The sequence below is a fragment of the Pseudoalteromonas sp. genome (assembly GCF_036960685.1).
Classification (GTDB): Bacteria; Pseudomonadota; Gammaproteobacteria; order Enterobacterales; family Alteromonadaceae; genus Pseudoalteromonas.
In genome coordinates, this window is sequence record NZ_JBALXK010000026.1 from 28,723 (window position 1) to 54,825 (window position 26,103).

General features: G+C 42.9%; 25 protein-coding genes and 3 pseudogenes. 15 read left to right on the forward strand and 13 right to left on the reverse strand.

Annotated features, from left to right (window positions below):
* Positions 1-71: 71 nt before the first annotated feature.
* A complete protein-coding gene (locus tag V7783_RS17785; protein WP_335679865.1) occupies positions 72-1,484 on the forward strand; it encodes a family 43 glycosylhydrolase in 1,413 nt (470 codons plus the stop codon).
* A 39-nt stretch (positions 1,485-1,523) separates the two neighbouring features.
* Here V7783_RS17785 and V7783_RS17790 read toward each other — a convergent pair whose 3' ends face one another.
* Both V7783_RS17790 and V7783_RS17795 read right to left on the reverse strand, forming a co-directional pair.
* Complete coding sequence (locus V7783_RS17790; protein WP_335679866.1) at positions 1,524-2,261, reverse strand: RIO1 family regulatory kinase/ATPase domain-containing protein; 738 nt, start codon at positions 2,259-2,261, stop codon at positions 1,524-1,526.
* A gap of 87 nt (positions 2,262-2,348) precedes the next feature.
* Positions 2,349-2,813 (reverse strand): MarR family winged helix-turn-helix transcriptional regulator, encoded by a 465-nt coding sequence (locus V7783_RS17795; RefSeq protein ID WP_335679867.1) that lies wholly within the window; start codon positions 2,811-2,813, stop codon positions 2,349-2,351.
* Between the two features lie 130 nt (positions 2,814-2,943).
* Between V7783_RS17795 and V7783_RS17800 the strand changes: the two genes are divergently transcribed.
* Complete coding sequence (locus V7783_RS17800; RefSeq protein ID WP_335679868.1) at positions 2,944-4,110, forward strand: hypothetical protein; 1,167 nt, start codon at positions 2,944-2,946, stop codon at positions 4,108-4,110.
* Positions 4,111-4,340: 230 nt separating this feature from the next.
* Positions 4,341-6,311 carry a phytase gene (locus V7783_RS17805; RefSeq protein WP_335679869.1) on the forward strand — a complete coding sequence of 657 codons (1,971 nt, stop codon included), beginning with the start codon at positions 4,341-4,343 and terminating at the stop codon, positions 6,309-6,311.
* 37 nt (positions 6,312-6,348) lie between these two features.
* On the opposite strand, the gene V7783_RS17810 is transcribed toward V7783_RS17805, so the two are convergent.
* From V7783_RS17810 to V7783_RS17825, 4 genes are all read right to left on the reverse strand, one after another.
* Complete coding sequence (locus tag V7783_RS17810) at positions 6,349-6,933, reverse strand: YqaA family protein (protein WP_335679870.1); 585 nt, start codon at positions 6,931-6,933, stop codon at positions 6,349-6,351.
* Between the two features lie 193 nt (positions 6,934-7,126).
* The gene (locus V7783_RS17815; RefSeq protein WP_335679871.1) at positions 7,127-8,020 is read right to left on the reverse strand and encodes a GGDEF domain-containing protein; all 894 of its coding nucleotides are present in this window, start codon (positions 8,018-8,020) and stop codon (positions 7,127-7,129) included.
* Positions 8,021-8,219: 199 nt separating this feature from the next.
* Positions 8,220-8,552, reverse strand: a complete 333-nt coding sequence (locus tag V7783_RS17820; protein WP_064666373.1) for a PBPRA1643 family SWIM/SEC-C metal-binding motif protein — start codon at positions 8,550-8,552, stop codon at positions 8,220-8,222.
* 118 nt (positions 8,553-8,670) lie between these two features.
* A complete protein-coding gene (locus V7783_RS17825; RefSeq protein WP_335679872.1) occupies positions 8,671-9,534 on the reverse strand; it encodes a PA4780 family RIO1-like protein kinase in 864 nt (287 codons plus the stop codon).
* A gap of 212 nt (positions 9,535-9,746) precedes the next feature.
* Here V7783_RS17825 and V7783_RS17830 point away from each other — a divergent pair, with 212 nt between their 5' ends.
* The 5 genes from V7783_RS17830 to V7783_RS17850 all read left to right on the forward strand — a co-directional run bounded on the left by V7783_RS17830 (position 9,747) and on the right by V7783_RS17850 (position 12,072).
* The gene (locus V7783_RS17830; protein WP_064666371.1) at positions 9,747-9,965 is read left to right on the forward strand and encodes a hypothetical protein; all 219 of its coding nucleotides are present in this window, start codon (positions 9,747-9,749) and stop codon (positions 9,963-9,965) included.
* Positions 9,966-10,085: 120 nt separating this feature from the next.
* Positions 10,086-10,976 (forward strand): dienelactone hydrolase family protein, encoded by an 891-nt coding sequence (locus V7783_RS17835; protein ID WP_335679873.1) that lies wholly within the window; start codon positions 10,086-10,088, stop codon positions 10,974-10,976.
* A gap of 85 nt (positions 10,977-11,061) precedes the next feature.
* Positions 11,062-11,430 carry a hypothetical protein gene (locus tag V7783_RS17840; RefSeq protein ID WP_335679874.1) on the forward strand — a complete coding sequence of 123 codons (369 nt, stop codon included), beginning with the start codon at positions 11,062-11,064 and terminating at the stop codon, positions 11,428-11,430.
* Entirely contained in the window at positions 11,427-11,807 is a 381-nt protein-coding gene (locus V7783_RS17845; RefSeq protein ID WP_064666369.1) for a hypothetical protein, read from the forward strand. Before V7783_RS17840 ends, V7783_RS17845 begins: the two co-directional genes overlap by 4 nt.
* A 13-nt stretch (positions 11,808-11,820) precedes the next feature.
* Positions 11,821-12,072, forward strand: a complete 252-nt coding sequence (locus tag V7783_RS17850; protein ID WP_157586710.1) for a hypothetical protein — start codon at positions 11,821-11,823, stop codon at positions 12,070-12,072.
* A gap of 356 nt (positions 12,073-12,428) precedes the next feature.
* Here V7783_RS17850 and V7783_RS17855 read toward each other — a convergent pair whose 3' ends face one another.
* From V7783_RS17855 to V7783_RS17870, 4 genes and pseudogenes are all read right to left on the reverse strand, one after another.
* A complete protein-coding gene (locus V7783_RS17855) occupies positions 12,429-12,923 on the reverse strand; it encodes a YceI family protein (RefSeq protein ID WP_335679875.1) in 495 nt (164 codons plus the stop codon).
* Positions 12,924-13,418: 495 nt separating this feature from the next.
* Positions 13,419-14,329: pseudogene (locus V7783_RS17860) on the reverse strand (SMP-30/gluconolactonase/LRE family protein).
* Between the two features lie 17 nt (positions 14,330-14,346).
* Entirely contained in the window at positions 14,347-14,823 is a 477-nt protein-coding gene (locus V7783_RS17865; RefSeq protein WP_149983436.1) for a DMT family transporter, read from the reverse strand.
* 13 nt (positions 14,824-14,836) lie between these two features.
* Positions 14,837-16,246 carry an amidohydrolase family protein gene (locus V7783_RS17870; protein ID WP_335679876.1) on the reverse strand — a complete coding sequence of 470 codons (1,410 nt, stop codon included), beginning with the start codon at positions 16,244-16,246 and terminating at the stop codon, positions 14,837-14,839.
* 39 nt (positions 16,247-16,285) lie between these two features.
* Here V7783_RS17870 and V7783_RS17875 point away from each other — a divergent pair, with 39 nt between their 5' ends.
* Positions 16,286-17,290, forward strand: coding sequence for a LysR family transcriptional regulator (locus V7783_RS17875; RefSeq protein WP_335679877.1), 1,005 nt, complete (start codon positions 16,286-16,288; stop codon positions 17,288-17,290).
* A gap of 201 nt (positions 17,291-17,491) precedes the next feature.
* On the opposite strand, the gene V7783_RS17880 is transcribed toward V7783_RS17875, so the two are convergent.
* Positions 17,492-18,466 (reverse strand): transposase, encoded by a 975-nt coding sequence (locus V7783_RS17880; RefSeq protein WP_193039213.1) that lies wholly within the window; start codon positions 18,464-18,466, stop codon positions 17,492-17,494.
* A 68-nt stretch (positions 18,467-18,534) separates the two neighbouring features.
* Here V7783_RS17880 and V7783_RS17885 point away from each other — a divergent pair.
* From V7783_RS17885 to V7783_RS17895, 4 genes and pseudogenes are all read left to right on the forward strand, one after another.
* Positions 18,535-19,467 (forward strand): annotated as a pseudogene (locus tag V7783_RS17885) (zinc-dependent alcohol dehydrogenase family protein); the annotation flags it as partial.
* A 180-nt stretch (positions 19,468-19,647) separates the two neighbouring features.
* Positions 19,648-20,073, forward strand: a pseudogene (locus V7783_RS17890) (transposase); the annotation flags it as partial.
* Between the two features lie 229 nt (positions 20,074-20,302).
* Positions 20,303-20,578 carry a GNAT family N-acetyltransferase gene (locus V7783_RS21215; protein WP_442961393.1) on the forward strand — a complete coding sequence of 92 codons (276 nt, stop codon included), beginning with the start codon at positions 20,303-20,305 and terminating at the stop codon, positions 20,576-20,578.
* 27 nt (positions 20,579-20,605) lie between these two features.
* Positions 20,606-21,061 carry a PaaI family thioesterase gene (locus tag V7783_RS17895; RefSeq protein ID WP_008464865.1) on the forward strand — a complete coding sequence of 152 codons (456 nt, stop codon included), beginning with the start codon at positions 20,606-20,608 and terminating at the stop codon, positions 21,059-21,061.
* Between the two features lie 299 nt (positions 21,062-21,360).
* Here V7783_RS17895 and V7783_RS17900 read toward each other — a convergent pair whose 3' ends face one another.
* Entirely contained in the window at positions 21,361-21,834 is a 474-nt protein-coding gene (locus tag V7783_RS17900; protein WP_192542600.1) for a VOC family protein, read from the reverse strand.
* 191 nt (positions 21,835-22,025) lie between these two features.
* Between V7783_RS17900 and V7783_RS17905 the strand changes: the two genes are divergently transcribed.
* Entirely contained in the window at positions 22,026-23,906 is a 1,881-nt protein-coding gene (locus tag V7783_RS17905; protein WP_192542599.1) for an AMP-binding protein, read from the forward strand.
* Between the two features lie 43 nt (positions 23,907-23,949).
* Here V7783_RS17905 and V7783_RS17910 read toward each other — a convergent pair whose 3' ends face one another.
* Positions 23,950-24,648 carry a tRNA1(Val) (adenine(37)-N6)-methyltransferase gene (locus tag V7783_RS17910; RefSeq protein WP_283710230.1) on the reverse strand — a complete coding sequence of 233 codons (699 nt, stop codon included), beginning with the start codon at positions 24,646-24,648 and terminating at the stop codon, positions 23,950-23,952.
* Between the two features lie 76 nt (positions 24,649-24,724).
* Between V7783_RS17910 and srmB the strand changes: the two genes are divergently transcribed.
* Entirely contained in the window at positions 24,725-25,957 is a 1,233-nt protein-coding gene (gene srmB, locus V7783_RS17915; protein ID WP_064666361.1) for an ATP-dependent RNA helicase SrmB, read from the forward strand.
* Positions 25,958-26,103 lie beyond the last annotated feature (146 nt).

Below are 26,103 nucleotides of genomic sequence, written 5' to 3' on the forward strand. Positions count from 1 at the left end.
TATAAATGGCGAGGTGGTAATTATCTTCCTTCGCTAACACTACAATCCACACACAATAATTTGGAGACACAATGATATTTTCCAATAAAGGAATAGCCGCTGCATTTATAGCCGTTGGTTTTTGTGCTAATGGTGCTTATGCAATTGATAATGGTGTTTACACTATTCAATCAAAATACAGTGCTAAACTTGTCGAAGTTACTAGCGCACAAACCAGTGATGGCGCAAATATAAGTCAGTGGGCTGCAAATCAAAATAATACTCAACGCTGGATCATTACTAACGTTGGCGGCAATAACTACTCAGTGATCAACCTAAACAGTGGTAAAGCCATGGAAGTATATGACTGGTCTACGGCTGATGGCGCTAATGTCGCACAATATGAATACTCAGGTGTTGCCACCCAGCATTGGCAAATCAATGACAATGGCAGTGGTTACGTTAGCTTCATTAATGCCAATAGCGGCAAAGCGCTCGATTTGTTTGAATTTAACGGCAACGATGGCGCTAACATCAGCCAATGGGCCTACAATGGAAGTGATGCACAGCTTTGGCAACTCAACAAGCTCGCTAACGTAGAGTCTGCACCTTTTGATCCTTCAACCACTAATGGCGCAACAGATCATTGGCCATTAACAGGCAGTTTAGTAACTCATGATCCAACCATAAGTTATGAAAATGGCACGTGGTGGGTATTTCAAACTGGCCCTGGCATCGCCGGAAAATGGTCAAGTGATGGGGTTGCCTGGAATGATGCAGCAGCGATTTTCCCCAATGGTTTAAACTGGTGGGCTAACTACGTGCCAGAACATGACGGTATCGATGTCTGGGCACCGGAGCTTAAAAGCTACAATGGTCGTAGCTGGCTTTATTATTCGATATCCACCTTTGGCTCACGTGTTTCAGCGATTGGCTTAACGTCAGCCACAAGCGTGTCAGCTGGTAGCTGGCGAGATGATGGTTTAGTGATTAATACCACTAACAGCAATAACTACAATGCCATTGACCCTGACTTAGTCGTCGCAAAAGATGGTGCACCATGGTTAGTTTTCGGCTCATGGAATTCTGGCATCAAACTAATGCGTATTAATCCGATCACCATGAAACCCTTTGGCCAGCTCTATTCATTAGCAAGTCGCTCTGGCGGGATTGAAGCCCCAACTATTGTTTATCGCCAAGGTTATTACTATTTATTTGTTTCTGTAGGTGTGTGCTGTGCAGGAACCGATAGTACCTATCGTATTGCGTACGGACGCGCTAGCGATATTCGTGGCCCTTACTTGGACAAAAATGGCAACAACATGCTCTCCGCTGGTGGCAGTATTTTAGATGCTGGTAACAGTCAATGGGCAGGCCCTGGCGGACAAGATATTCTCAATACAGATGTAATGGTTCGCCATGCTTATGACGGCGGTGACAACGGTGTGCCAAAACTACTGATCAGCACATTAAATTGGGACTCAAACGGCTGGCCAAAATTTTAAGCCAACCTAGTAACTTTTATAAAGCGCGTTTACGCGCTTTTATAAAAACCGTTCCATAATCGCTGAAGCAATTTGCGTAGCCACCCCACAGCCCCACACATAAGTACGATGTAGCGGGTAACCTCTGAAAATCCAACGCTTTCTTACATGGTTAAAGTTACTTAAATAATCAGCTTTCGCATCAGGTAGCGGTTGCTCAGATAACTTAGCCCATGCTTTATACACACCCGACATATCTGCACCACGCATAAATCGTTGTAACCAGCGAGGAAAGCGCGCATAACGTATCGTTGACTGAAAATCGATGATATACGGTTTACCATCACGGCTGCATAATACATTACCCAAATTACGTAAATCCAGATGCACCAACCCGCGACGATGCATTAAAGCAACCTGTCGCTCAAAGTCTTTGAAAAAGCTCACAGGTAAGACTTTATTTTGCTGTACTAACTGCTTAAGTGGCGTGCCTTCAATATAATCATAGGCAACTGCAATCGGCGATAATCGCAAAAATCGCCCACTCACACCGGGTATACCAGCTAAACGGGCCAACCCTTTATATTCTTGATTCACCGATAAAGGTGCAAAGGTTTTTCTCACCCACCAAGGGCTATGTTGAAAATCTTTGATCACTAAATCAACCTGCAAGTCGGTATAACGGTACACAATAGCGTTAGCAAAACGACCCCTGTGCATAACCTTTAAGTTATTAACTGTAAATTGATGATCAGGAAATTGCTGTTGTAGCTGATGTAATAAAGTCGCTTCGATCATAACGTCCTGAGCTCCATTAAATATAAGTGCCTAGGCAACTATATTATCAAACCTCAAAATTCACAGCAATCTAACTGTTAGATCAATTTACGATTTTAAATTATGAATTGCTCTAAACAACAAACTTGCTAACTGTGCCTTTTCATCGTCAGAAAAGTCGATTAAAGCTGTGCGGTAAATATTATTTACGATAGGCAAAATTTCAGGGTAAAGCTGTTGACCTTTTTCGGTCAAACAGAGTAACGTAGAGCGGCGATCTTCCGCGGATTGTTGCTTAGCAACTAAGCCCTTTTCCTCTAAACGTGACAGCAAACGGCTCATTGCACCGCGGTCATACACCATGTGTTCGCACAACTGAGCTAAGGTATTCACCTTACCGCGAGCAAGTAATACCACAACAATGTACTGCGCTGACGTTAAATCCATTGGCATCAGATCGGCATCTAGGTGCATTACTAAATTCGATCGTAAATAAGACACTAATCGGCCAAGATCCTGAACAGGATCAAGGTCATCAATACAACATTGTCCAAGTGAAGCGGGTTCTTTCATAAATTCTCAACACAGCATTTAAAGTCATTGATAGACCGTTAATTACTAAAATAATTCAATCTTACATAATTGCTTAATTACACTTAACTAGTGTAGCGTAAGCAAGCTGACCGACGTTAACGAGGAATACATGCAACGCAAACAACAAGATATTATCAAGTATATTGCCATACTTATACTCATAGTGCTTTGCTGGTTAGTGCAATTTAACGGCTACATAATGGCGTTTCTTGATCAAGCCTTAGTACAATCGTCACTCGTGTACGCCTCTGCTCGCAGCGTTAATGGAATTATTTCATTATTGCAATCGGCTGAAGTGGGCATTGGCATAGCCAGTATTGCACCAGCACAACTGCTTGATCCTGTTAACGACTTAGCTGAATACATTGCCGATGCAATGCGTATGTCATTAGGCTCACTCTTTATCCAACGAATATTATTTACGATTTCATCAGGCTTCTTTTTTAGTAGTTTGTTTACCGTAAGCGCTATTGGCTATGTGCTTTGTGATCACTTTGGGTATTGCAAACAGCTAGCAGGTAAATTACTCGCCAGCCTCATTTTAGTGCGGTTTTTAATTCCACTGGTGGTGTTATCAACCGGTCTTGCCAGCCAAGCATTCTTAGATGAAGAGATTAATTCTCAAAATCAATATGTTGAAAATACCGTCGAAACTCTCAGCGCGAAAGCAAACACAACGTCTGCATTATCAGCGCAATTAAGCGCAAAAATTAATAGTCAAAAACAAACGAGTCTAGATGAGCTTGAGCTCATTGCTGTCCAACAACAGCAATTAAAGGCCGTTATTGCAGATAATAAACAACAACTTGATGAATTGGATAAGAAAATTGAGGCAATTCAAACAACCCGCAGTTTAACCGAAAAACTTACCTTAACAGAGCTGCCACAAGCCAAGCCCCTGCTTAAAAAACAGCGAGATTTAAGACAACTACAAGCGTCTATTAACAACCAGTTGGCGGCGCTATATCAGCAAAAAAATCAGCAACATCAACTCCTGCATGATTATAATGACCAACTTACCGGTAATTCAGGTAATTTAATTAGCAAAGTCGTGGACACCGTGAGCAGTGGTATTGCTGAGATGGCTGATTCTTTAGAGGGCTTATTTATTGAATTTTTAAACTTAGTTTCATTGCTGATCATCAAATTATTTTTAATGCCTTTACTGTTTTTATATTTATTTTGTAAAGCGTTTAAAGCAATTTGGCAGCGCTCTGTACTAGTTGCTTTAGCACAACTTAAATCACAAGTTACCACCACTATCACAGAAAAATAATGGCTTAGGGTCAAATCAGCTCAGCCTGTAGTTTAAAGGTAAAAGAGCGAATAACCGCTTACGGAATTTATCATAAATGACATTAAAACAATTATTTACACTACTTTATGGTAACATTAGATAAAATTAATTAATTTAATGCCCGTGGTGAAAGTCTTAGTTTTGTCACGGCGTTGTCATAAAAGTTATTTAGCTTGCATCGCATATCTGGCTAACTTAGGACTTTATTTGTGCCAACACTAAAACCACTTGCTTATGTATTGAGCATATTTACACTCACAGCAACATTAGGCGCTTGCAGCAGCCAAGATGTTCACTCCTCTTCCTCTGAGCAAACTGCGCCCCAGTTCAGCAGCACGCCATTTTGGCAACAAAATAATATTCAAGGCTCACAAGCCGCTTGGCTTGTTGGCGATACCTGGTTACTGGCAAGTGAAAGCCAAGGCCTTATTGTCGTTTCAAAAAATGGCCATCACAGTGAGGTTGTTAAAGCGGGTAATTTTGAAACTTTGTCAGTACGCACTATTGCCGATAATACTTTTTTAGTGGCTAGTATTGATAACGAGCATGACCAGGTTGCGTTATTCACCCTTGCAAACAATAACGGTAATTGGCAACTAATAGCGCACCCAGCAATTGTCGTCCCACAAGCGCAACCAGACGCGGTATGCCTATTTAACAATCATGATACAGGCAGTATCTCAGCGTTTGTAGCTGATGTGCGTGGCTTAATGACAGAAACCTTAGTGTATAACTTTGCCACAGGGCAAACCGCTAATATTGCCGTAAGAGAGTTTGCTGCGGTCAATGAAGCATCTGGCTGTGCGGTAAATGATACAAGCCAACAACTCTTTATCAGTGAAGAAGAGCTGGGAATTTGGCAAATGAATGCCAATGCAGAGTCAACCGCAGCTAAACACCCTGTCGCCATGGTTTCGCCATTTGGAGAGCTTGCCAGTGGTATTGGCGCATTAACCACCAGCGCAGATGGCAGTTTATGGTTTACCACCAGCAGCGATAATAGCCTTTATAGATACCATACCGAACACAACTTGAAGCAAAAATGGCAGTTAGCTGGTGAGCAAAGTATCGCTTCTGTAGCCGTGACGAATAAACCAGCTGATACACAAGTCATTATCTATGATGATGAAACTGGCGCGTACTTCAGTAGCCAACTTAGCCTAGCTCCACTGAGTAGCCACACAACTAACACCGTGGCAAAAACAGCACACGTATATGCAAATATGCAAACTACACCTGTTGCTGCCTTTGGCGATGCCGCAGATGACCCTGCTATTTGGGTGCACCCAACAGATGCCAGCAAGAGCTTAGTGCTAGGCACCGATAAACGCCGCGGCCTAATGGTATACAACTTAGCGGGAGAGCAAACTCAAGCGCTGGAAGTTGGCAGAGTTAATAATGTTGATGTTCGTCAAAATAGTAATATAGATAACCCCACTCAGACCTTGATAGCAGCCAGTAATCGCAGCGAAAATAGCATTAGCTTATTCACCGTCGATCTGCAAAATAACGTACAACTGCTAGGCGATGTGGCTACAAATTTAAGTGAAATTTATGGCTTATGTATGTACTCATCGCACTCCGGTAATTATGTCTTTGTAAATGATAAATCAGGGCTATATCAGCAGTACAAAATTACTAACCAACAGCAAAAAGTTGCAGGCGAACTGGTACGTGAATTTAATCTACCGAGTCAACCTGAAGGCTGTAGTAGTGATGATAAAAACGGCGAACTTTTTGCCGGTGAAGAAGATGCCGGTATTTGGTTTATTGATGCCGAGCCCGATTCACAACAAGCGCCGATTTTATTGCAATCAATTAATGAAATGTTGATTGATGATGTAGAAGGCATGGAAATTTATCAAGGTGAAAATGAGCGCTTATTAGTGGTATCAAGCCAAGGTGATAACAGCTATGTAGTGTATCGGATCAACCAAGGTGAAAATCACCCTACCCTTGAATTTACCAGCAAGTTTAATATTATCGCCAATATAGCCCAAGGTATTGATGGCGTATCAGAAACCGATGGGTTAACGGTTACCGCCAAATCGCTGCCGGGTTACCCGCTTGGCGTGTTAATAGTACAAGACGGTTATAACCGCATGCCACAACAACCACAAAACTTTAAACTGGTTGATTGGCGCCAAGTACATGATCTTATACATGGCTCAAGCCAATAAACTGGCTGTTATACCCAATATAGCCGCTTTTTAGCGGCTATATCAGAGTTGTTAACCACCAAATGAGTAATACTAATATTGTTAAGCCAATCATCGCTTTGGTTTTATGTTTTTTAATAATTCGCTCAGCTTGATTACCGGCAAAATACACCACCAGCGCTAAACCAAAATAACGGATTGAACGCGCGATGGTGGTGGCAATCAAAAACATCACCAGCGAATATTTAGTTGCACCAGCAGCTAACATCGCAATTTGAAATGGAATGGGCACAATGCCTAGGGTCATAACAAACCAAAAGCCTTGTTGCTGCATTTGCTCTGTGACTTGTTCAAATTGCTCAGGTGTTGAGAAACTATTGATCACCCAATCACCTACCGCATCAAACAAATAATACCCTAGCGTATAACCAAATAACGCGCCAATTATACAACCTATGGTAGCCATTAAAGCAATCAGCCAAAGCTTATCACGACGCGCCTGCATCAAAGGCACAAGTACCGCTTCAAGGGGGATTGGGACGATCGTTGATTCTAAAAATGAGGCCGCCGTTATGCTGGTTAACATATGTTTTGAATCAATCATTTGTCGTGTTTTTTGCTTTAAGCGGTTTATAACAGCCATGCTAATACCTTGGGAAAGAAGTTGATCTTATCGATACGTTGCAAACTCAATACCAGTCCTACCTGTTAAATTAACGCATTGTTTCATAAAGTTTTTTATTTATAAAAGATAATTAACAGGAGGGCTGATGTGACTAAGGCTGTAAAAACCCCAGTCAAGAGTGTAAATTTTACTATAATCAATTGCTTAGATATTAAGCAAGGCTATATTTGTTTCGTCCGCTGTTTTTAGCTTTGTATAACGCTTGGTCTGCACGCTTAAGTACTTCAGCGAGCGACTCATCAGCTCCTTTAAAGGACACCCCAATACTAACTGTTACATTACGCTGTTTGTTCAGCTCAATAGTTCGTGCAATTGCGAGTAACTGCTGACTGAGGTCGATAGCATATTGTTGATTATCATCAGGCACATACACAGCAAACTCCTCTCCTCCAAGGCGTGCAAATACACACTCATGGCTAAGTGCGTTGCCATATAACACAGCAAGTTCAGTAAGCACTTTGTCACCCACATCATGGCCAAAGTCATCATTAATTGATTTAAAAAAGTCGATATCAATAATAATCAGGGTAAACCGCGGGTCATTAACTTGCTGTATGTGCTGATAAAAAAACCGTCGATTTGCTATTTTTGTTAAGTAATCAGTGGTCAACTCTTTTGATAAACATTGCTGAGTGTTCCGTAAGTCGGCCATTGTTAATTTGAGACCATAGCAGGTAAGCAACATTCCCGCAGTACGCAAAATATCTTCAACATAAATACCGATAAATAACGGCTGAGTTAAAATTTCATCGAGTAGATCAAAGGTTAATCCTGCGGTCCAAAACGTCAAGCCGATACTTAAGTAGACATAAGCCGTCGTCGACAGATTGGCTTTTTGCACGATCACGAAAATAGCCACAACAATTAAAAAGTTTATAGCGTCGGTGAGTACACCATTTAAAAATATATGCTCATCAAGATCAGGTAAAAAAGTACAATACAAAACAACAATCAACATCAGTGAAAGTATAAACATCGACGAAAACGCCCGCTGTAACCACTTTCTTTCAAGTTGTTGATTAAAATCACTTTCACAGTATGCCATACGCAATTATCAGTGCTTAAATTATCATCTATAATGGCTAACCTTAGCACAAACATATGAACATATGCTGCACGGTGTTATACCCAAAAATCGTTGTTACTTCTTAAAAGGGGCTGCTATTCTTGCAATAGTAATGCTCAACAGTAACCCCCTGTGAAACCCTGAATTCTGCATCTTGAGGTGATTTGGGTGTAGTAGCTTAGCCACAACATTTTTTGTATTTTTTATTGCTACCACATAGACAAGGATCGTTACGTTGTGGCGTTTTTGCAAAAACTTGGGTAACGGGTTTATTCAACACTATCTCTAATGGCGCGATGTTTTCAGCAAGCTCACTATCAATAGTGATCTCTGCGAACAGCTCATTGGCAGTTAAGATAGCGATAATTTCACTTTCACGTTCATGGCTTGGTACGCACAATTGCAGTGGGTTTTCTTCACTGCCTGGCTTTACTTTTGGTTTAGGTTGATACGTACCTTGATTGTGCTTGCCCATGATATCGGGCTTACCACGATAGAAAAATTTTGACACCGGCGTTCCTAACTGTCGTTTAAAGCAACTCACTGCGAGTCGCTAAAGGCTGCGCAGTCTAACAGAGTTTTAAGCTGTTAGCGCGCCCACTTTAATATCTCACGACTACAGTGTAGGTCTAATCTTCGTCAGGCGCTTGTGCGGCCTTTATTCGCTCTTGATTCTCCTGCATTTGTTCAAACGCAGCTTTAATTTCATCAAGTACTGAATCTACATCAGCTGAAGCATGATCATCAGCAACCTCACCGTAAAGCACCGTTTCAGGAGTTAATTCACCCGCTTGGTACAAAGCCCACATCTCTTCACCAAAACGGGTGTCGAGTATTTCTGGAGCATACTGCCCGTAATACAAGCGCATATTGCGTACGTCGCGTAAAAACATTTCTTGGGCATTATTATTCGCCGCAGCGTTCACCGCTTGCGGTAAATCAATAACAACAGGGCCGTAGCTGTCGACTAACACATTAAATTCAGATAAATCGCCATGCACAATCCCCGCACATAACATTAAACGAATGTAATGCACCATAGTGGCGTGATCTTCAATCGCCTGCTCAGCGGTTAAACTAACATCGTTTAAACGCGGCGCAACATCGCCTTCATTATCAGTGACTAAATCCATGATCAGCACACCATCGTAACAACCATGAGGCTGTGGCACTTTCACACCTACTCGCGATAATGTAAACAGTGCGTCCACTTCTGCATTTTGCCACACGTTTTCTTGTTCTTTACGGCCAAACTTAGAACCTTTCTCCATCGCGCGACCACGACGACTATTACGTACTTTGCGTCCTTCTTGGTATTTTACAGCTTGTTTAAAACTTCGGTGCTGCACATCTTTATAGACTTTCGCACAACGAATATCATTGCCGCAACGAACGACATAAACCGAAGCTTCTTTTCCACTCATTAACTGGCTGATGACTTCATCAACGATACCGTCTTCGATCAACGGTAAAATCTGTTTTGGCGTTTTCATAACACGTTTATACCGTACTTAGGCATACCTTTTAATCTTCTCGCAAACTATTTTATTTGACAGGCCCTTACGTTAAAGCAAAAGCACACGAAAACCAATGCTAATAACCGCACAATCGAGTTATTCAAACAGTAAAAAGCACAAAAAACTTGACTAAATCAGCTAAATCCACAAACTGCGAGGTTAATAATCTAAATTATACTTACTTTATTATGAATTCAGAAATACGCTATCACTTTCAATCGGCTCAAATAGCTAATCGTTTTTTAAACGAATTAAAACACTGGCCTATCGCTCGCGTAAAAACAAAACTACTTAATGGTGGTTTTGATGTAAAAGTAAGCTATCAATTTGATGGCGAAGGATTTGACTACACCTGCGCAGAACTTGATGAATTAGCCGCAAAGCATCAAGGCCAAGAAGTGAGCTAATTATTTTTTGCAAAATAAATTGTCCCCGCTCAATATTGGTTACTAAGCAGACAATAATATACATTTTAAATTCTCTCAGCTATGTTATGAACAGTTTCTCATAAACATATAGGCGCTGGCATGCAAAACCCACACTCAGATCACATTCCTCAAGAAGCGTTTGATTGGTACGATGAATACGCCCATGGAAAAATGGACCGACGTACCTTTATGAAAAAACTGGGTGGCTTAGTCGCGCTTGGTTATTCAATGGCCTTTTTAACATCAGCATTATTACCAAATTATGCCCTCGCCGAGCAAGTCTCGTTCAATGACGAGGCAATTAAAGCCACTTACCAAACCTTTGATTCACCTGCTGGCCACGGTAAAGGCCAAGGTTATTTGGTCGTGCCTACAGGGTTAACTGGCAAGCGTCCCGTGGTCTTAGTGATCCATGAAAACCGGGGCTTAAATCCGTATATTAAAGATGTTGCCCGTCGTTTAGCTAAAGCAGGCTTTATTGCGTTTGCGCCCGATGCGCTATTTCCACTGGGCGGCTACCCTGGCAACGATGACCAAGGACGGGCAATGCAAAGTTCTATGGATCGAGAAAAAATTCAAAATGACTTTGTCGCTGCTGCACATTACTTAAAATCACACCCGCAGAGTAACGGTAAACTTGGCGCTGTCGGCTTTTGTTTTGGCGGCTACATTGTTAATTATTTAGCAGCTGTTGACTCAACATTGTTAAATGCTGGCGTGCCCTTTTACGGCACTCCTGCCAGCGAAGCACTGCGTAAAAATATTAAAGCCCCCTTAGTTATCCAACTTGCCGAGCTTGATGAGCGCGTCAATGCAACATGGCCCGATTATGAGCGTGACTTAAAAAGCCTCGGTGTTGACTATAAAATGCATATGTATCCGAAAACCAATCATGGCTTTCATAACGATTCAACCGGACGCTATGATAAAGAAAATGCTGAGCTTGCTTGGCAACGCACGGTCGCATTTTTTAACGAAAAACTCGTATAACTTCAGCGCAGTGTTTAGTAACATAACATAGCTAAGCACTGCCACACTCTCAATTACTAAACTCATTAAAGAAACCGCTGCCCTCATGAGCAAATTTTTTCTCCTAAAGTACGTCACATTTTTTATCGGTTGTATGAGTTGTTTTATTTTGCATACTCAATTTGCCATTCCCGCTGTTATCGCGTCATGTATCACCGGACTGGTGGGTAGTTTTATTCCTTTTCCTAAGCAGTATGACAACCACCCTTGCGCAGCTATTTATGCAGGTAGTTTTGCTGGTATGTGCTCTGAAGGTTTGATCACTAGTTATTGGGAACTTGCCATTATTTCTTTCATTGGTGCTTTGTTATATGTGCTGACTGCGAAGATGTTTACTGGTTTTGGCGGGAAGTTAGGCAGTATTGCCTTCATCAGCGTGGCTTTATTTGTCTTAGCTAAAGGGATTGTATTATGAGCATAGTATCAATCTTATTGGCGTTACTGGGCGCATTCTCGACCTTTTATTTAGCTAAGCACCATCGTCTTGATGCTATTCGGGCCTCTGCTATTTTATCTATCCTTGCTTATCTTATTTTACTCCCCACTGAATTTAACGCAGAGCTATACAGCAGCATTTTTTTTGGTGGCTCCTTTATTGGCATGAGTGCGCCAAAACGCTTTGGTATCTATACGCTATTTTCATCCAGTATTATATTTGCTGTAATGTTTGAAAATTTAATCCCTTACTTTAATAATTTTGGGGGCGCCTTGGGCGTGAGTGCATTCTTATCGGTATGTATTTGCCAAGTGGCGATTATACTTGGCGCTCCGCGCAGTAAAAAGCACCACTAGTTAAGATGCGCTCTTGGCAATTAAACTTAATGAAGGACAAATCCAACAACGTCGCATAGCAGTTGATAACCGTATAACCGAGCTAAAACAACAACTCTCTGAAATTAATCAGCAGTTAAACAGCAATAACATCACGCAAACGCAGCGCAAAGAGTTAAATACACAGCAACGCCAATTAGAACGAGAGTTAAAGGACTTAAGACGCGAAAAGTCCTTATTACCACTATTGAATAAAACCTCAACAGTTGAAATTACCTTTCCTTAATTATCTTCTGCCCAGCCTGTAATCATAGGGCTGGGTTAATGCAAAAAGCTAAAGCAAAATTCAGGTTAAAAAAACCACTGTAATTTATGTGAATAAATCTTAACTTGAACTGTCAAAGCAAGTCTGAGCCAGTAAACACTGCTCGAGTTTAACTAATTCTGACAATATATTAAGAGCTTTATAGTAGTGATGAAAGCCCTCACGAAGAGGGCTTTGAATCCTTATGAAAATAATGCGGCAGAGCACTAAGATTAGCGGTAAATTAAAGAAACATACCGCCAGACGCTTCTATACGCTGTCCCGTAATCCAGCCGCTGTCTTCACTCAGCAACATTGCAACGGCTTTACCAATATCGTCAGCCTCCCCAACCCCCAACAATCGGTATATAACTGTCCATTCCAAAGTCAGAACGTTTGATTTGACCTACCGCACTAAAACCAATGGTGTATTTTCCCGTCATCCAGTTATCTGTTCCACCGTGAAATGTGGCTTTAAACGTCACAGGTTTGGTAACGCCTCTAAGCGTTAAATCGCCTGAGAAATTAAAACTGGTATCGGATATAACCGTAACGCTGTGGCTAATAAATGATGCTTGCGTAAAGCACTCACTGTTAAACCAAGTGTCATTTTGTAAGGTTTCTGCTAAGTCAGCATTATTAATATCAATAGAGCTAATATCCACCACTGCGTTTAATGACGCGGCAGTCATATTATTAGGATCAAAGTTGAGTTGTGCGTCAAATTTATTAAAACGCCCTACATAGGTTGATAATCCTAAATGTTGGATTTTAAATATTAATACAGCATGTTGACTGTCTAGCTGATATTCGCCCGCTTGCAGCGCTATCAACTCAGATTTAACAGTTTGTGCAATTCAACTCACACAACTTGTCAGTAACAGCGCAGCGCACATAGCTGAGACCGAATGTATAAATGTTCGCATTGTATTCTTTGATGCTGAGTTCATAGTAATTAAGGCATTAGAGTATAGGTAAAATAAAACGTCATTTTTCATTAAATTAAAATATATGATGACTCATATTTTTCATTTTCACCTCTCTTTTATATCCCTGATGGAGTGAAAGCCGGCTATTCCAGTCTATTAATTGACCGTTTTTATATAATTTGAACTGCGGGGTCAGCCGTAGTCAGAGCGGATGAAATTTAGGGCAGCCAACAACACTGCAGTTCCTATATGATTTAGCGCGAATCTGACAATACACTAATTGCTACAACAGACATGGAATAATCCGCATCCGCTATCAGGAGATATTTGCATACGCGGAATATTCTGGTGCAATCGCTGTTTACACCTGCTCTTTATGAACGGCACCACAGGCAAAAACTAACGACTAATTCGCCCTGCAAACCTGGTTTCAGCAAGTCCCGCAGACACAACTGTTTCGGCTTTTATAAGCTTACCATCACTGCCTGTCGGTTTATCTAGGCCCACCCGAGCACTGGTACAATAAAGCGTTTCATAACTGGGTCCCGCTAATACTGGGCAAGTGGTTTGAACACTGGGAGACTCGATCACTCGGTCAACGTTTCCGGTATTAGTGTAACGTACCACTCGGCTACCGCCCCATTCGGCGTTCCATAGATAGCCTTGCGCATCAATGCAGGAGCCATCTGGTACACCACCGCCTTCGACTTTTACAAAAATGCGCTGATTATCGAGAGACGGATAGTCGCAGCAGAAAATCTGACCCTGCATAGAATCGCTGTAGTACATGGTGCTGCCGTCCGGGCTGAAACAGATACTGTTTGGAATGACGACGGCAGATAATGCCAGCGTTTCTGTTTCCAGAGTAGTGGCGTTCAGTCGATGAAATTGTCCGCATTTTTGAACATAGTCACCTTCAAGCATGGAGCTAAAGACAAAGTTGCCAGCGCGGTCGCACCGTCCATCCCCGATACGCGTCCCGTCATACCGGGTGATGATGCTACAGGGGTTAACACCTCCGTATTCAGGTCATAAAACGCGAGCTGTGAGGCTAGCCCTATCAGCAAAACATCCGCTTTCCCAGTTAGTGCAAACGACCCAGCACGTTCAGGCAAAGACCAGCGTTTGACGATACCGCTTTCTTCTTCAAAGGCAAGCAGCTCACTACACTCAATATCTGTCCAGAATACTCTGCGCGTTTTTTCACACCAGAGCGGACATTCTCCCAACGCATTATTGACATCAGTGACGATTAAAAACATTTTAATTCTCCAGAAGGCGACATATAGTGAACCGATGCTTGCAGACATCCACAAGCCGTTCACTTCTATCCGTGTAGAAAACGCTCGGATAATTTGTCGCCGAACAACATAATGGCGAGTCCGATTAACATTACCAGCATTCCACCAAGCTTCAGCCCCGAAACGGAGCGGCGGATAGAGCCCAGCAAACCAAAGTGATCTATGACCTGTGATGACAGCAGCTGCCCGACAATAGCCAACCCGAGCAAGGCTGAAAAACCAATTTTTGGGGCGAGTACGACATAACTAAATAATGCACATGCACCGATAACACCACCCACTAAAGTCCACAATGGTTGCGACGGAATAGCAGCAAGCGAGGAGAATAACCCACCTCGCAGCAGTGAATAAATACCAAGGCAGAACGCGCCAGCCGAGAAAGAAAACAGTGCCGCGGTGACAGAGTCTCCCCCCAACCCTTTTGCCAACTGACTGTTCAGGGTTGTTTGCAACGTGATACCCAGACCGGCAGCAAAAGCAATTAAGTAATAGATCATGCTCATCGGTATTCCCCTATTAGTTAGCCTGCTCTAACGGCAGAAAAACGTCAGCAAATACATCAGGCTGATAGCCAGACGCAGCAAACAGATGCTCTAGGGATTCATCAATGGCAGCACGAAGACGCTCACTGTCGACACCCAAAACTTGACCCTTCTGTTTGACGATACGACCAGCGATCATCACGGTATCAATGTTGCTACGTTCCGTTGCATGCACCACGGTGCCAAAAGCATTACCGGACGGGTAAAGGTTGATGTCATTGGCGTTAATCAAGATCAGGTCTGCTTGTTTCCCCGGCGTCAAACTGCCAATTTTGTCCTGCAAACCGGCACAAGCGGCACCATCAACGGTGGCGGATTTAAGAAGCTGAGCGGCTGGAAGCGTTGTCTGTATATGATCATGATCAGAACCACAGTGCTTCTGCTGATGCATGCCCATGACTCGTTGTAGATAAAATGCCACACGCATTTCCATAAACATGTCAGTACTATAAGAGGTTTCATTATCGACACTTAGTCCTGGGCTAATGCCATGACGCTGCGCAGCTGGCATAGCGAACATACCGTCTTCGATGCCATAGTGTGAATCAGAGCGTGGGCAGACGTTTACTCGAACACCCGCTTCACGCAGGATTCTCCACCCTTCATCAGGCAATGACGTGCAGTGATTGAAAATATTATCTGGGCCAAGAAGGCCTTGCTGATGCAATGGTTCAAGCTCATCCGCCATCAAAGAGCCAAAGAACTCAGTCACAATGGGGAGCCCTAATCGACGAGCTTCGGCCCATAACTCTGGCTCCAACTGAGCCATGACGCCAAGAGAAACAAGGCTGTCAGGGTTATTCGTAAAGTATTTTTCCTGCAAGCGTTGCCAGTTACCTGGCCAGTGCGCTTTATCCCATTCACCAGCAACGGGCGCACCCGAGGCATGTATGGCGCGAATGCCCGAATCAAGTAGGGCCTCAACGGCGGCATCTGAATGTTCAGCGGTGCGGCTGTTATGGGAATTATCAATGACGGTGGTGATACCCGCGTCAATGCAGCCCAGAGCCGTCAGCAAGTTGCCGATATAATTATCCGCTGGACGATAGTATTTAGCGAAAGAAAAGTGCGTGGCGTTACTATAATCTTCCAAACAGGTGGCATTAGGGTTGATGCGGCGTAATTGGCCTTCCCATGAGTGACGATGAGAATCCACCATCCCCGGCATGGCAATCATGCCAGCCGCATCGATAATGACGGCGTCATTGGCATCAAGGTTCTCACCTATGGCCTTGATGGTGCTGCCTTCGATAAGAATATCAGCGTTAACCAAATTACCGACATCATTATCCATGCTTAGAACAGTAGCTCCTTGGATAAGCGTCCGAGTGGTCAGTGATTCAGTGTTTTGTACTATGTTACGAGTATAATCAGTCATTTTCATTTCATCTTGTTGAAATAGTGTGAAGCAAGGATACGTAAGGTGACACTTTCGAAAAAGATGGTTAAACTGTTTTCATTATTCAGCAATCACGAACAATCACCCTCCGGTGGCTTCTGTTGTGGCTCAAGGAAAAAGAATATGGATCGTATTCAGGCAATGCAGGTTTTTGTTCGTGTGGCGGAGGCTGGGAGTTTTATCTATGCAGCGGAAACGCTTTCCTTACCGGCCTCGACAGTCACCAGCACGATTAAAAGTCTTGAAAAATATTTGCAGGTGCGCCTGCTGAACAGAACAACACGGCGCGTCAGCTTGACCACAGAGGGCGCCCAGTATTTGGCTCAGTGTTTGGAAATACTTAAATTAATTGAGCATACAGAGTCTAGCCTGACCGATTCCGTTAAACGACCACAAGGACGCCTACGTGTTGATATGCCTGGCGGTATCGCCCATTTTGTCATCATGCCAAATCTGCAAGACTTTTACAGACGCTATCCGGATATCTATCTAATGATAGGGGTTAATGACCGGCAGGTAGATCTTGTTCAGGAAGGTGTAGATTGTGTTATTCGAACTGGTGAGCTTAATGACTCAACCCTCGTTGCACGACCGCTTGGCCGGTTTCGCTGGGTGACATGTGCTTCTCCGGCTTATCTTAAAGAGAAAGGGATTCCACAGACGCCAGAAGATTTATCTGACCACCGAGCCGTTCATTATTTTTCAGGGCATGCTAAGCGAGCGAATGAAATGAGCTTTGTTAGCGGCTCTGAAAAAATGTCAATCCCGGTTAGTGGGACCGTGGCCGCCAATGAGACGGGGCTCTACATAAAAATGTGTCTTGAAGGGTTAGGGTTGGTGCAGCTTGCTGAGAAGGTGGTATCTGAACACCTAGAAGAAGGCCGACTCGTTGAAGTTTTGGCGGACTGGCAACCTGCGTCCGTACCGGTTAATTTGCTCTATCCACATCAACGTTTTCTATCGCCAGCCGTACGGGCATTTGCCGATTGGGCAACCGAGCTTATCAGAAACGATAATTCGTCCATCTGATTGACGGCAGCAGACGTAATTTTTACTGCATCGGACTCCGATGCAGTATTGTTCTGTGCAGCCTTAACCAGAGTTTTCTAATGCGGTAAATGGCTCTCTCCCGTAGATCATAAATACGGGGTTAACGCATCGATTGAGCCGGTTCAAGATGGACGTTTCGCCCAGCCATCATGCCAAAGAACCAAAAGGAACCAAAAGGGGTCAAATCTTGACTTCAGACATCAAACAATCTCGAAGTTTTTCTAATTGTAATTCAACCTTCTTATCTTCAATCATTAATGCATTTAATCTACCGACAGTTTTTGATATCGCCGAATAGTGTTTAACATTAAAAACATCTGCTAATGCCTGCAAATTTAATCCCGTTAAATCTTGGCATAATTTTATAGCAAACCAGCGTGGTAAATTTTTCTCTTTTCGCCCCTTTTTAACCGTTATAATCTCATCAACTTCAACATTAAAGTGTTTAGCTAAGTAAGCTATAACATCATCTGCTGAGCGTTTTTTACTAACAAGCTTTCTTTCGCTATCTGATTTAGCAATATAGTCTTTTATGTTTTCAATAAAGTCCTCACAACCCAAAACCGACAATAACTTTTTAGCACTATAAAAAGCGCTTATTTCTTTATTGTTTTCATATTCAACAAATTGCTTATAAGCAGCATATTTACGCTTTTTGCCTTGCAGCGAAAATATAAAGTCTCGAACGAGCCATTTAGGCGTCGATCCCCTTTTAATGAAAGCTGGATAACTAGACCATTTATACTTAGCAAGCTCTTCTACCAACGGTATGTTCGTTTCAATTGGGTTACGATGAATATACCGACTAACATGCAATAAATAGTTATCAGCATCCACCAGCACCGCTTTGTAGCGCCCTCTAAACAGCGCACCATCGGTGTTATGTACTCTATTAAAGTATTGGGTGTAAAGGCCATTAATATGCTTCATGGCTCGGCCTAAATTTGCATCAGGGGTTTTGATTAGCAGGTGGTAATGATTGGTCATTAAACAATATGAATGCACTTCAATATTAAAGCGAAAACTTGCTTGCTCAATACAATGTAAAAAATACTTAAAGTCGTTATCACTTAAAAAGATATTTTCGCGCCCTCTCCCTCGATTCATTACATGATAAAACGCATTTTCATACTCTATTCGCAGCGGCCTAGACATAGTAATTCACTCAATGAATAGTAAACTATAAATCTAGACCTTTGATGTCTGAAGTCAAGATTTGACCCCTTTTATTTCCAAGTTTGCAGGCTACTGATGTACGCATTGCGGTCAAAGTTGTTGGGCTCAATCGTGCTGATGCCATGTTTAGGCGAGGCAGCTATATAGAAAAGGCTGACTTCCCTTCGCGAATCGGCTATGAAGCATCCGGGATAGTCATTGAAGTCGGGGAAGAGGTAAATCATTTACGCCTTGGGGACGAGGTTTGTATTGTCCCTCAGATGGGGCTTTCTCAGAACGGCTGCTACGCAGAAGAGATTGTCGTACCAAGTGAATATGTGGCACTCAAACCAGCAGGGCTAACCTTTGCTGAAGGTGCTGCAGCTTGGATGCAGTACCTGACAGCTTATGGCGCTTTGATCGAAATTGCTAACGTGCAAAAAGGCGATGCAGTACTGATAACCGCCGCATCGAGCAGTGTTGGATTGGCTGCGATTCAAATTGTGAATGCTCTAGGGGGTATCCCTATCGCTACAACTCAAACAGGAGCTAAAAAGGCTGCTGTGCTCAAGGCTGGCGCGGCCCATGTGATTGCAACCCAAGAAGAACCGCTGCTGGATAGCTTGATAAGCATCTTGGGAGAAAACAATTTAAAAATCGCATTTGATGCTGTCTGTGGGCCGCAAATAGCTGAAATTGCTGAAGCAATGAGCCCTGAAGGAACAATAATAGTGCACGGAGCATTAAGTCCCGAAACAACCCCTTTTCCCTTAAAAATAGCACTTCGTAAAAGTCTGACAGTTAGGGGATATGTGTTTACTGAAGTTATAAAAGACATCGAGCGTTTTCGCAGAGCAAAGCAATTTATCCACTCGGGTTTATCCGAAGGAACACTCAAGCCTGTCATTGATCGAAGCTTTAAATTTGAAGAGATAGTGGCAGCGCATCATTATCTGGAGTCAAATCAGCAGATTGGTAAAATAGTGGTCGAACTTGATTAACAGTTCGTGGCTTCCGCTAGTCTCTCAACTCAGTCAGTGACTGATAATAATTAGCGTGGGCTTTGTTGCGGAAATCGAATGAACTAAATCAGAATCTTACGATCAGATCAGGGACATTCATTCACTGACTTTGATTACATGCCGAAGCCTCGCTACAAAACCACTAACTGGCGCAAGTACAATATTTCAGGCGTGACAGATGCGGAAGTACTCCCAAATTTACTCAAACAAACACGCCGATCCATCAAGGAAATTTCGAGAGATGGCGCATACGATACAAGGGAGTGCCACAGGGCGATTAGGGTTAAGAAAGCGATACCTCTAATCCCTCCACGTGAAGGAGCCGCCTTCTGGGAAAAAGGTCATCCACGTAATCTGGCGGTTGGTTGCCAAAAGCTCTATGGTTCGAACAAAAAGTGGAAACGAAAATATGGTTACCACAGGCGTTCATTGTCGGAGACCGCTAAGTATCGCGCAAAACAACTACTAGGCGCTTCACTCACGCTTCGAAATTGCAATGCACAAGTTGGGGAGACATACGCCATGATCAAAGCACTCAACAAGCTAACAGGGATAGGTATGCCCGAAACTCAGTATATCGTTTAAAATGCAAACGATTTTGCTAGTATTCGCTCTCAAGTTGAATTCCGCAACAAAGCCGGTTGATTGCACGTGTTACGGAGATGCATGCCCATTATTACACGACAGTGGCTGATTTTGGTCGGGAATTTGCATGTTCAGTGGCGAGTAGCATGGCGGAATTTATTGGAAGGCTAGATAACCCAAGCAATGAGATTTGGACGATCAAACGGGACGATAAAATCCATCTGTTGCCATTGATGGTGAAGATCTTGGGCATAATCGAGCACATTTACGATGGTTCATTGCGGACGACTCTTTGAGAGGTTTCGGACTAGGTAAACAGCTTCTCAATTCTGCATTAGCTTTTGCCGATGCTCAGGGTTTCGTCCAAATCAACTTATGGGCTTTCTCAGGGCTTAATGCAGCTCGATATCTTTACGAAAGTCAGGGCTTTGCATTGGTGGAAGAGAAACTAGGCTCAAAATGGGGTATAGAAGTCTTGGAGCAACGCTTCACCAGGTGCATATAAACGTGAATAAATATTTAAGGAGTCTCAATGACAGCTACAAAAGAAGAAGTTATCGCTTTCATGAAATCGGAGTTTCCACAAAGTAAATGCGTTGTGGAAGCAGTGAGCAACGGTAGAGCGACTGTATCTCATCATGTAGGTCAGGATGAATTACGTCCTGGCGGAACGGTTTCGGGGCCTGTTTTAATGAGTGTGGCTGATGTGGCACTTTATGTGGCGATACTTGGTAAAATTGGCATCGTGCCATTGGCAGTAACAACTAGCCTTAACATCAACTTCTTACGTAAGCCATCGGCAAATGAGCGAATCATTGCGGAATGTTCTCTGATAAAAGTCGGCCGTACTCTCGTGGTTGGGGAGGTTTCTCTGTACTCTGAGGGGGTGAGTGATTTAGTAGCACATGTTGTGGGTACATACTCTATACCGCCCTATACATCGAAACGAAGTGAGAATATTAAAACAATTAACTCTCTGAAAGCTTGACTCCGTTTAAAAGAAAAAAGGCAGTTATTTGAGGGGAAGATTAGTGGTTACCAATTGCAATCTTATATAAACGCCTACTTCAGGCCTGCAGCGGAGGCATTGAAGCAATTCGAGGCTAACAAACAAAGTCCGTCGGACAGCTAACGCTGTCGCTGCTTTGGGCGTAGAACGTTCGCCCCTTGTCTGAAGCGGACTTGCGCAAAAGGCTAATCGCTCATAGCTGTCTGTCAGATGAAATATAAACCTATTTTAAACTGTAAGATCAGATATGAGCCCCATAATTTATGCGTGTTAATAATTTATGCGTCTTCTTCTTTGCTTATTAAATCGGCCATACGTTGACTAATTTCATCATCGTTGAGATCTTCCTTATGAGTGCCGATTGTCCAAACATGGCCAAATGGGTCTTGTAAAGTACCTGCTCGATCACCGTAAAATTGGTCGTGCACTGGGCGAACTTCTGTTGCACCTTCTGCAATTGCTTGAGCAAATACAGCATCCACATCCGCAACGTACAGCATTAAACTAACCGGTGTACCACCTAGCTCATCGGGGCTTTTAAAATGCACTTCGGGGCACATATCTGAAAGCACAATATGCGAATCACCAATTTTAATCTCCGCATGGGCAATACCACCATCAGGTAAAGGCATTTGCATAATAAGCTGCGCGTTAAATACCTTGCAGTAATAGTCTATTGCTTTTGCTGCACCGTTAATTATCAAGTAAGGAGTAATTGCATGATACCCCTTTGGAATTGCTGAAACTGTCATTATTGTTCTCCTAATATATAGCTGCTTTAAAAGCGTAGTATAAAGCCTGAGAATGTCAGCTAACGGCAGTAGTATTTAACCCTGTGAATATTACTGCTAAACGGCTAACAGACTATGGTCGCATATCGGGTTTATAGAAAAGGGCTTACATTTTGTAGGGTCTCTCACACATTTATACACAGGATCCTGCTATGCAAGGCAACTATCAACAACAATATCAGTCGTTTATTCACGATCCAGGCGAATTTTGGTTAACACAAGCAAAACGCATCCCTTGGTTCAAAGCCCCGCAACACGCTTACACACAAGATAATGACGGCCTTTATCATTGGTATGCAGATAGCCAACTCAATAGCTGTTACCTGGCATTAGATCAACATGTTGCAGCTGGGTTTGGTGAGCAAACAGCGCTAATTTATGACTCCCCTGTCACTGACAGTAAGTGCACATATAGCTATTTACAACTCCAACAAGAAGTCGCTAAATTTGCCGGTGTAATGCAATCATTAGGTGTTGTAAAAGGGGATCGTGTCGTCATTTATATGCCAATGATCCCGCAGGCTGTTATTGGTATGTTGGCATGCGCTCGCTTAGGAGCGATTCATTCTGTGGTATTTGGTGGATTTGCCGCCCATGAATTAGCGGTACGCATTGATGATGCTAAACCCAAATTAATCCTCAGCGCCTCATGTGGGGTTGAGGTGAATTCAGTCATTGCTTACAAACCACTTATTGATAATGCAAAAAAGCTTGCCGAGCATAAAGTTGCGCACAGTATTATTTATCAACGCAAACATAGTACAGCAAAGCTCAATGCTACGGACATCGATTGGGAGCAGGCTATGCAAACAGCTGAACCCGCCGATGTAGTTCCCGTTGCAGGTGATCACCCGCTTTATATTCTATATACATCAGGCACAACCGGCACGCCAAAAGGCGTAATACGCGAAAACGCAGGCCATGCTGTTGCTATGCATTACAGTATGGAAACAGTCTATGGCATGCAACCTGGAGAAGTATTTTGGGCTGCGTCTGATATTGGCTGGGTGGTGGGCCATTCTTATATTGTCTATGCGCCATTAATGTTTCGATGCACCACAGTACTTTATGAAGGAAAACCCGTACGCACACCTGATGCCAGCGCATTTTGGCGAGTAGTTGAAGAGTATCAAGTAAACGCTTTATTCAGTGCGCCAACCGCTTTTAGAGCGATCAAAAAAGAAGATCCCACCGCTGAGGGCTTTAAAAAGTACGATACCACGAGTTTAAAACGATTATTTTTAGCTGGTGAGCGGTTAGATCCCGCAACCTATGCATGGTTAACCGAACACACTCAGTTACCTGTTCTTGACCATTGGTGGCAAACAGAAACAGGCTGGGCAATTGCATGCAACCCTATCGGCATTGAGCAACTAAATACAAAGCCCGGTAGTGCAACTGTCCCCACTCCAGGTTTTGATGTACAAATTCTAAATGTCGATGGCAGCCAATGTGCAGCAAACGAACAAGGCGCGGTAGTGATCAAATTGCCATTACCACCTGGGTGTTTACCAACTATTTGGCAAAACACAAAACGCTATAAAGCAGGCTATTTAAGCGAATATCCTGGGTATTATTTAACGGGTGACGGCGGTTACTTAGATGACGACGGTTACCTGTTTATTATGGGTAGAACCGACGATGTGATCAATGTGGCAGGTCATCGGCTTTCAACCGGTGAAATGGAAGAGATTGTGGCCGCCCATCCCGCAGTAGCAGAGTGTGCTGTATTTGGCGTAAATGACTCACTCAAAGGGCAATTGCCAATGGCGATGATCGTATTAAAAAACGATTTTATTGGTAACCCCACTGACGTTGAGCAACAATTGATCCTCGCCGTTCGTAATCAAATTGGTGCTATCGCCTGTTTAAAAAATATCGTCAGTGTTGAACGTTTACCAAAAACACGCTCAGGTAAAATTTTACGTAAAAACCTCCGTCAGCTCATTGATGGGGATGAACTGCAGATCCCATCAACCATTGATGATGCCAGTATTTTTAACGAAATAAGCCAACAGTTAAACGATCGTTAATCGCATCAAAACAAGGCTGTAACCCAACGTTATAGCCTAGTAACTACATCTTTAAATAAAAATCCTTACATAGGGCAATATACTCATCGCTATATTGCCCACCTTCAGCATGAATCGTTAAACTAGTTTGCTCGCATGACTCTGCCTGATAGGCAAAACACATTAAGCTGCGACTCGGCACTTTTGCTTTCGTCGTGTTCACCAAACAATGGCGCACTAAATACAGCCCTTGTCGTTGTGCTTGAGCGATAAATAACTGCGCCTCAGGACACGGCAAAATAACGTTCAAAAAACTATTTCGATGACTCAAATTTTTAAATGCGCTGAGTAACTCACTAAAACTTAAGCTATCTGTATGACGTGCGGTATTACGGGCTAAGTCCTCCCCTTTTAAACTGGCGTTAAAATACGGTGGGTTGCTGATCAGCACATCAAATTTAATCTCACTGGTTACTTGCTGAATAGCTTTTTGCATCAACCTAATATCTGGCCATGGGCTATTAGCAAAATTTTGCTGTGCATCAGCACATGCATTGGCATCAATTTCAACGGCGCTAACGGCCATACTGGACTTACGTTGCTTGCACATTAGTGCCAACAAGCCAGTTCCCGTACCAATATCAAGCAACCGCTGTGCGGTGGCTAAGTCAGCCCATGCCCCCAGTAAAATCCCATCCGTTGAGACTTTCATCGCGCTGCGGGTTTGCGCTACTTTAAATTGTTTAAACACAAAGCCTGACATTTTTTCACCTTTTCATTCACCAACTGGCGGATAGCGCGTATAATTAACGGCAATTGTCCTCTATTTTTGACACTCTATGCAATTTTCTGATTTTGATATTGATAACAAGCTACTACAAGCCGTCGCTAAAATGGGTTATGAAACCCCTACCAGCATTCAACAACAAGCAATTCCTGAAGCGCTACAAGGGCGTGATATTTTAGCCTCTGCACCAACAGGTACTGGTAAAACAGCGGCATTTTTGATCCCAGCGATTCAATACTTACTTGATTTTCCGCGTCGTGAACCTGGTTTTGCCCGCGTGTTAATAATGACACCAACGCGCGAGTTAGCTTATCAAATTCATGAACAGTGTGAACTACTTGCCAAAGGCACTCACCTTAAAATAGGCGTAGTAACTGGCGGTATTAACTACGGTACGCACAAAGAAATTTTTGAAAAAAATAACGACATTTTAATTGCCACGCCAGGGCGATTAATGGAATACCTAGAAACCGAAAACTTCCACGCTGAAAATGTCGAAATGCTTATTTTAGACGAAGCCGACCGCATGCTAGACATGGGCTTTCGTAAAGAGATGATGCGCATTTGTGAAGAAGCTAAAAACCGTCGTCAGTGCTTTTTGTTCTCAGCCACTCTTGAAGGCGACAGTGTTGAACGTTTTGCAGAGCAAATATTAAATGACCCTGCACTGCTTGAAGCTGAGTCATCACGTAAAGAAAAAGCCAAAATTCACCAGTGGATCCATTTAGCCGATGACTATCATCATAAACTGGAGTTACTCGTTAATACCCTGAATGGCCCAGATGTTAGCAAAGCGATTGTGTTTGTAAAAACCCGTGAGCGCCTTGAAACCTTAATTGGTGAGTTAACTAACAACGGTGTTAAAGCGGCATGGCTGCGTGGTGAAATGCCGCAAGACAAGCGCATGAAAGCGATGGAAAACTTCCATTCTGGTCGGACTAAAATTTTAGTCGCAACCGATGTTGCCGCCCGTGGTATTGATGTTGCAGACATCAGCCATGTAATTAACTTTGATATGCCGCGCACCGCAGATGTGTATGTGCATCGTATTGGCCGTACTGGCCGCGCCGGTAAAAAAGGCATCGCGATTTCATTAGTGGAAGCCCACGATATTGCAATTGTTGCCAAAGTTGAGCGTTACACTGAGCAAAAGCTGAAACGTCGTGTTATCAAAGGTCTTGAGCCACAACATAAAGAAGCTAAATTACCGATCAAAAAGCTTAAAGATCCGGCTAAAATAAAAGCCCGTAAAAAAGCAAAAACGAAAGTCAAAAAGAAAAAATAACAGTAATTAACCTAAATTCTGGATAATTAACAAAGCCGAGCAACTACCTAAGCTCGGCTTTTTAGTTTTTGTGCTGCCTTATACTAATAACTTTTAAACCTTTCATACCAGCCAATTCATTGAGATACCTCTGATAAGCTTCACAA

Coding starts and splice junctions, on each gene's coding strand:
- V7783_RS17795 (WP_335679867.1), bottom strand. CDS start 2,813: ATGAAAGAACCCGCTTCACTTGGACAATGTTGTATTGATGACCTTGAT.
- V7783_RS17910 (WP_283710230.1), bottom strand. CDS start 24,648: ATGTCAGGCTTTGTGTTTAAACAATTTAAAGTAGCGCAAACCCGCAGC.
- V7783_RS17905 (WP_192542599.1), top strand. CDS start 22,026: ATGCAAGGCAACTATCAACAACAATATCAGTCGTTTATTCACGATCCA.
- srmB (WP_064666361.1), top strand. CDS start 24,725: ATGCAATTTTCTGATTTTGATATTGATAACAAGCTACTACAAGCCGTC.
- V7783_RS17810 (WP_335679870.1), bottom strand. CDS start 6,933: ATGGCTGTTATAAACCGCTTAAAGCAAAAAACACGACAAATGATTGAT.
- V7783_RS17800 (WP_335679868.1), top strand. CDS start 2,944: ATGCAACGCAAACAACAAGATATTATCAAGTATATTGCCATACTTATA.
- V7783_RS17825 (WP_335679872.1), bottom strand. CDS start 9,534: ATGAAAACGCCAAAACAGATTTTACCGTTGATCGAAGACGGTATCGTT.
- V7783_RS17830 (WP_064666371.1), top strand. CDS start 9,747: ATGAATTCAGAAATACGCTATCACTTTCAATCGGCTCAAATAGCTAAT.
- V7783_RS17895 (WP_008464865.1), top strand. CDS start 20,606: ATGACAGCTACAAAAGAAGAAGTTATCGCTTTCATGAAATCGGAGTTT.
- V7783_RS17865 (WP_149983436.1), bottom strand. CDS start 14,823: ATGAGCATGATCTATTACTTAATTGCTTTTGCTGCCGGTCTGGGTATC.
- V7783_RS17845 (WP_064666369.1), top strand. CDS start 11,427: ATGAGCATAGTATCAATCTTATTGGCGTTACTGGGCGCATTCTCGACC.
- V7783_RS17815 (WP_335679871.1), bottom strand. CDS start 8,020: ATGGCATACTGTGAAAGTGATTTTAATCAACAACTTGAAAGAAAGTGG.
- V7783_RS17870 (WP_335679876.1), bottom strand. CDS start 16,246: ATGAAAATGACTGATTATACTCGTAACATAGTACAAAACACTGAATCA.
- V7783_RS17790 (WP_335679866.1), bottom strand. CDS start 2,261: ATGATCGAAGCGACTTTATTACATCAGCTACAACAGCAATTTCCTGAT.
- V7783_RS17900 (WP_192542600.1), bottom strand. CDS start 21,834: ATGACAGTTTCAGCAATTCCAAAGGGGTATCATGCAATTACTCCTTAC.
- V7783_RS17880 (WP_193039213.1), bottom strand. CDS start 18,466: ATGTCTAGGCCGCTGCGAATAGAGTATGAAAATGCGTTTTATCATGTA.
- V7783_RS17785 (WP_335679865.1), top strand. CDS start 72: ATGATATTTTCCAATAAAGGAATAGCCGCTGCATTTATAGCCGTTGGT.
- V7783_RS17840 (WP_335679874.1), top strand. CDS start 11,062: ATGAGCAAATTTTTTCTCCTAAAGTACGTCACATTTTTTATCGGTTGT.
- V7783_RS17835 (WP_335679873.1), top strand. CDS start 10,086: ATGCAAAACCCACACTCAGATCACATTCCTCAAGAAGCGTTTGATTGG.